This is a genomic window from Mycobacterium sp. NAZ190054 (assembly GCF_001545925.1).
In the GTDB taxonomy this organism is placed as follows: domain Bacteria; phylum Actinomycetota; class Actinomycetes; order Mycobacteriales; family Mycobacteriaceae; genus Mycobacterium.
The window spans coordinates 1-4656 of record NZ_LMVQ01000291.1 but is presented as its reverse complement, the minus strand read 5'-3'; the positions used below and the strand labels follow the sequence as shown (position 1 = coordinate 4656).

Below are 4656 nucleotides of genomic sequence, written 5' to 3'. Positions count from 1 at the left end.
GGGCCCATCTTCGCCCTGGTCTTGATCCACGGCGGCTTACGCTCGATCGGCGTCTCGGCGTTTCGAACTTCCAGACGCAGCAGCTTGCGGCCGTCGGGGGCGATAGTCACTGGGCCGCCCCCGCCGCCCCCGCCGCCGCCGCGTGGTCCGTTGAAGTGCCGCTGCGCGGCCATCACGTCAGAATTGGCCAGCGACTGGGCCTGCGCGGCGAGCATCGCGGCGCCGTTCGCGTGCGCGATCGCCTCGTTCAGGTCGGTCTCGCGCTTGTCGCGCGCGGCCTGCAACTGCCGGACCGCCTCGGCGAGCCGGGTCCGCGCCTCGGGGCCGATCGCGCCACGGCGCGTGTCGATGTAGTCCGACACCGCCCGCACCCGTGACTGCGCGTTGAACAGTGCCTGGTCGTAGGTCCGGCTGAGCCGCTCGACGGTCTCCCGTTCCTGCGCCACCTCGGCCAGCAGCCGGTCCAACTCCGCGTCGGCCTGGGTGAGCCGCGTGAACGCGCCGAGGGGATCGCTGTCACCGGTGCTCTGGGCGTGCGAGACCGCCTGCACGGCAGCGTCTCTGGCGGCGCTGAGCTCGGTGGCCACCGCCACGCCGCCCTGCCCCAGCTGCGCCCCGGCCTGGTTGATGCCGTTCTGGATGTCGGCGATGACGCCGGGCAGCCCGGCCACGGCCCGGTTGATGTCGGTCGACGCGCTGTCCACCGCGTCGAGCAGCGTGCGGGCCTGGCCGAGCGCGGCTTCTGCGGCGTGGATCGCGTCGACCAGGCCGCCCTGCTTGTCGGCCGGCCGGGACACCAGCCCGCGGGCCGTGCTGATGCTCTGGTCGGCGAAGGCCAGCCGCTGCCTGGCCTCATCGATGTTGTCGGACACCGAAACCAGTGCGCTTTCGGCGAACTGGGACTTCAGCTGCTGCAGTGTCTGTTCGGCGGGCGTGAGGCGCGCGGTCAGGTCGACCATCTGCTGGGTCAGCGTGTCCAGCCGGCTGGGCGCGTTGATCACCAGATCACGAAGTGACGCGAACGCCTCCCGCTGCGCTTCGAGCTCCTCGTCGGCCTTCGCGGCGGCGACGATCACCCGGGTCAGCAGGTCGCGGCGCTGCATCGGGGTCTCGGGTACCGCGTCGTCGAGGATGTGCCGGACGTTGAGGGCTTGCGCGAGCGTGGCTTTGGCGTTGGCCACCGCCCGGGTGAACGCCGCGGTGTCCTGTGGACCGAATTCCTCGACCGCGAGCGCCAATTCGCTCTCGCTGGTGCGCACCTCGTTGTCCACGTCGACGACGATCTTGCGGGACAGGTCGTCGAGCGCATCCAGCGGCACCGATGCGAGCGCGTTCGGATCCGACGGGTCCACCCGCTGGGCTGCGGCGAACTCGGCTTCCCGTCGCTTGCGCTTGCGGCGCCGCTGCCACACCACCAGCAGCGCGAGAGCCAGCGCGATGACACCGAGCAGCACGAGCATGCCGACCCAGCTGACCGATCCGCCGCCACCACCGGCCAGCCCGTCGGCAGCCGCCACCGCCGCACCGGCCCAGTCGCCGTTGCGGAGCAGCGGTTCGACGTCGTTGGTCCGGACCTCGTCGACGTCGACTCCGCGCACCGCCTCGGTGGGCGCGAGCAGCGCGTAGGCGCGGTCGACGGTGGCCACCGCCAGGATCGCGTCCCTGCTGCCGAGATCGCTGGCCCGGTAGGTGGCCTGCGCCCAGCTCTGCGCGTTCTGCCCGGCGAAGTCCTCGACGAACACCACCCACAACCGGACCCGTTCCTCGTTGTAGAGCCGGTCGATCGCACCCTGCACCTCGGCCTTCCCGGCCGCGTCCAGGGCGCCGGCGTTGTCGGTCAGGTAGGTGGGCAGCCGCAGCGGTGGCTCGGCGGCCACGCCGGGCGCGCAGAGAAGACCGACGGTCAGGACGGCGAACAGCATGGGCAGCAGGCGGGCGACGCGCATGTCCGCCAATGTAGTGCGGCACACCCGCACAGCTGTGCTCAGCGGGTGATCCCCCCTGGCAGACTGTGCCTCGGTGAGCCCACGACTGCAGGACAGCTACGACGCGTTCGACCGCCAGCGCTTGGTGGCCGAACCGGCGAAGAGTGCCGGCCTGCCGGGGACCGACAGCGAGCACCGGTCCGACTTCTCGCGCGACCGCGCCCGCGTCCTGCACTGTGCCGCGTTGCGACGGCTTGCCGACAAGACGCAGGTGGTGGGCCCGCGGGACGGCGAGACGCCGCGCACCCGGCTGACGCATTCGCTGGAGGTGGCCCAGATCGGCCGCGGGATGGCGATCGGCCTCGGGTGCGACCCGGATCTGGTCGACCTGGCGGGCCTTGCCCACGACATCGGCCACCCGCCGTACGGGCACAACGGGGAACGCGCCCTCGACGAGATCGTCAAGGCCTTCGGCGGTTTCGAGGGCAACGCCCAGAACTTCCGCATCCTGACCCGCCTCGAGCCCAAGGTGCTCGATGAGCACGGCCGCAGCGCCGGCCTGAACCTGACCAGGGCGTCGCTCGACGCGGTGACGAAGTACCCGTGGCCGCGTCAGGAAGGCCGCCGGAAGTTCGGTTTCTACGGCGACGACATGGCCGCGGCGCAGTGGGTGCGCGACGGTGCGCCTGCGGCGCGGCCGTGCCTGGAAGCGCAGGTCATGGACTGGGCCGACGACGTCGCCTACTCCGTGCACGACGTCGAGGACGGTGTCATCTCCGGCCGCATCGACCTGCGTGTGCTGGCCGACCCCGGTGCCGCGGCCTCGCTCGCCGACGTGGGCGCGCAGTCGTTCCCGTCACTGAGCCCGGACGATCTGGTCGAGGCCGCGGAGCGGCTCTCCCAGATGCCGGTGGTCACGGCGGTGGGCAAGTTCGACGGCACCTTGTCCGCGTCGGTGGCACTGAAGACATTGACCAGCGAGCTGGTCGGGCGGTTCGCCAACGCGGCGGTCACCGCCACCCGCGGCGCCGCGGGGCCGGGGCCGCTGCGCCGGTTCGACGCCGAATTGGCGGTGCCCAGCCTGGTGCGTGCCGAGGTGGCGCTGCTCAAGACCCTTGCGCTGCATTTCATCATGTCCGACCACCGGCACCTGCAGGTCCAGGCCGATCAGCGCAACCGGATCCACGAGGTGGCGCTGGCGCTGTGGGGCCAGGCCCCGGGCAGCCTGGACCCGCAGTTCGCGGCCGAGTTCGACGCGGCTGCCGACGACGGCGCGCGTCTTCGCGTGGTGATCGACCAGATCGCCTCCTACACCGAAGGCCGACTGGAACGAGTGCACGAAGCGCGGTCGCCGCGGCCTCTAGACTGACCGGGTGGCGGGCGAAGCGACTCGAGGGCGGGGCAGGATCCCCGACCGCGACATCGCCGCCATCCGCGAACGCGTCAACATCGAGGACGTCGTCGGCGATTACGTGCAGCTGCGCCGGGCGGGGGCGGATTCGCTGAAGGGGCTGTGTCCCTTTCACGACGAGAAATCCCCGTCGTTCCATGTGCGGCCCAACCACGGCCACTTCCACTGCTTCGGCTGCGGTGAAGGCGGTGACGTCTACGCGTTCCTGCAGAAGATCGAGCACGTCAGCTTCGTCGAGTCCGTCGAGCTGCTCGCCGACCGTGTCGGCTACACCGTCACCTACACCGGCGGGTCCAACGCCAACGTCCAGCGGGACCGGGGGAGCCGCAGCAGGCTGCTGGCCGCCAACGCCGCCGCGCAGGAGTTCTACGCCGAGGCGCTCAAGAGCGCCGAAGCCGCCCCGGCGCGCCAGTACCTGCTCGACCGCAACTTCGACGCCGAGGCAGCGGCCCGGTTCGGCTGCGGGTTCGCCCCTTCGGGCTGGGACACGCTGACCAAACATCTGCGGCGCTTGGGTTTCGAGTTCAAGGAGCTGGAGGCCGCCGGGCTGTCCAGGGAGGGCCGGCGCGGCCCGATGGACCGGTTCCACCGCCGGCTGCTGTGGCCGATCCGCACCAGCGCCGGCGAGGTCATCGGGTTCGGGGCCCGGCGCATCTTCGACGACGACCCGATGGAAGCCAAATACGTCAACACCCCCGAGACGGTGTTGTACAAGAAGTCCTCGGTGCTGTTCGGCCTCGACCTGGCCAAGCGCGACATCGCCAAATCGCACCGCGCCGTGGTGGTGGAGGGCTACACCGACGTGATGGCGATGCACCTGGCCGGGGAGACCACCGCCGTCGCGTCGTGCGGCACCGCGTTCGGCGACAGCCACCTCGCCCTGCTGCGCCGGCTGATGATGGACGACAACTGGTACCGCGGGGAGCTGATCTTCGTGTTCGACGGCGACGCCGCCGGGCAGGCCGCCGCGCTGAAGGCGTTCGACGGCGACCAGCAGGTGGCCGGCAAGTCCTTCGTCGCGGTCGCCGCCGACGGGATGGATCCGTGCGATCTGCGGCTGAAGTCCGGCGACGGCGCGCTGCGCGACCTGGTCGCCCGGCGCATCCCGATGTTCGAGTTCGCCGTGCGCAGCCTGATCCCCGCCGGCGACGCGCTGGACAACGATCCCCAGGCCAAGGTCGACGCGCTGCGCCAGTGCGTCCCGCTGGTGGCCCGGATCCGCGACTACGCGCTACGCGACGAGTACGCGCGCCGCCTCGCCGGGTGGACCGGCTGGAACGACGAGAGCCAGGTGCTCGGCCGTGTGCGTGAGGAGGCCGC

At 71.2% G+C, this 4656-nt stretch carries 2 protein-coding genes and 2 pseudogenes; 2 read left to right on the top strand and 2 right to left on the bottom strand.

What is annotated here, in order from left to right:
* Both ASJ79_RS33295 and ASJ79_RS19275 read right to left on the bottom strand, forming a co-directional pair.
* Positions 1-110: pseudogene (locus ASJ79_RS33295) on the bottom strand (lipoyl synthase); the annotation flags it as partial.
* 6 nt (positions 111-116) lie between these two features.
* A pseudogene (locus ASJ79_RS19275) lies at positions 117-1946 on the bottom strand (TPM domain-containing protein); the annotation flags it as partial.
* Positions 1947-2019: 73 nt separating this feature from the next.
* On the opposite strand from ASJ79_RS19275, the gene ASJ79_RS19270 reads away from it, so the two are divergent.
* Both ASJ79_RS19270 and dnaG read left to right on the top strand, forming a co-directional pair.
* Positions 2020-3294, top strand: coding sequence for a deoxyguanosinetriphosphate triphosphohydrolase (locus ASJ79_RS19270; RefSeq protein WP_067958606.1), 1275 nt, complete (start codon positions 2020-2022; stop codon positions 3292-3294).
* Between the two features lie 4 nt (positions 3295-3298).
* The coding region (gene dnaG / locus ASJ79_RS19265; protein WP_067958604.1) for a DNA primase at positions 3299-4656 on the top strand (1358 nt) is incomplete at its 3' end.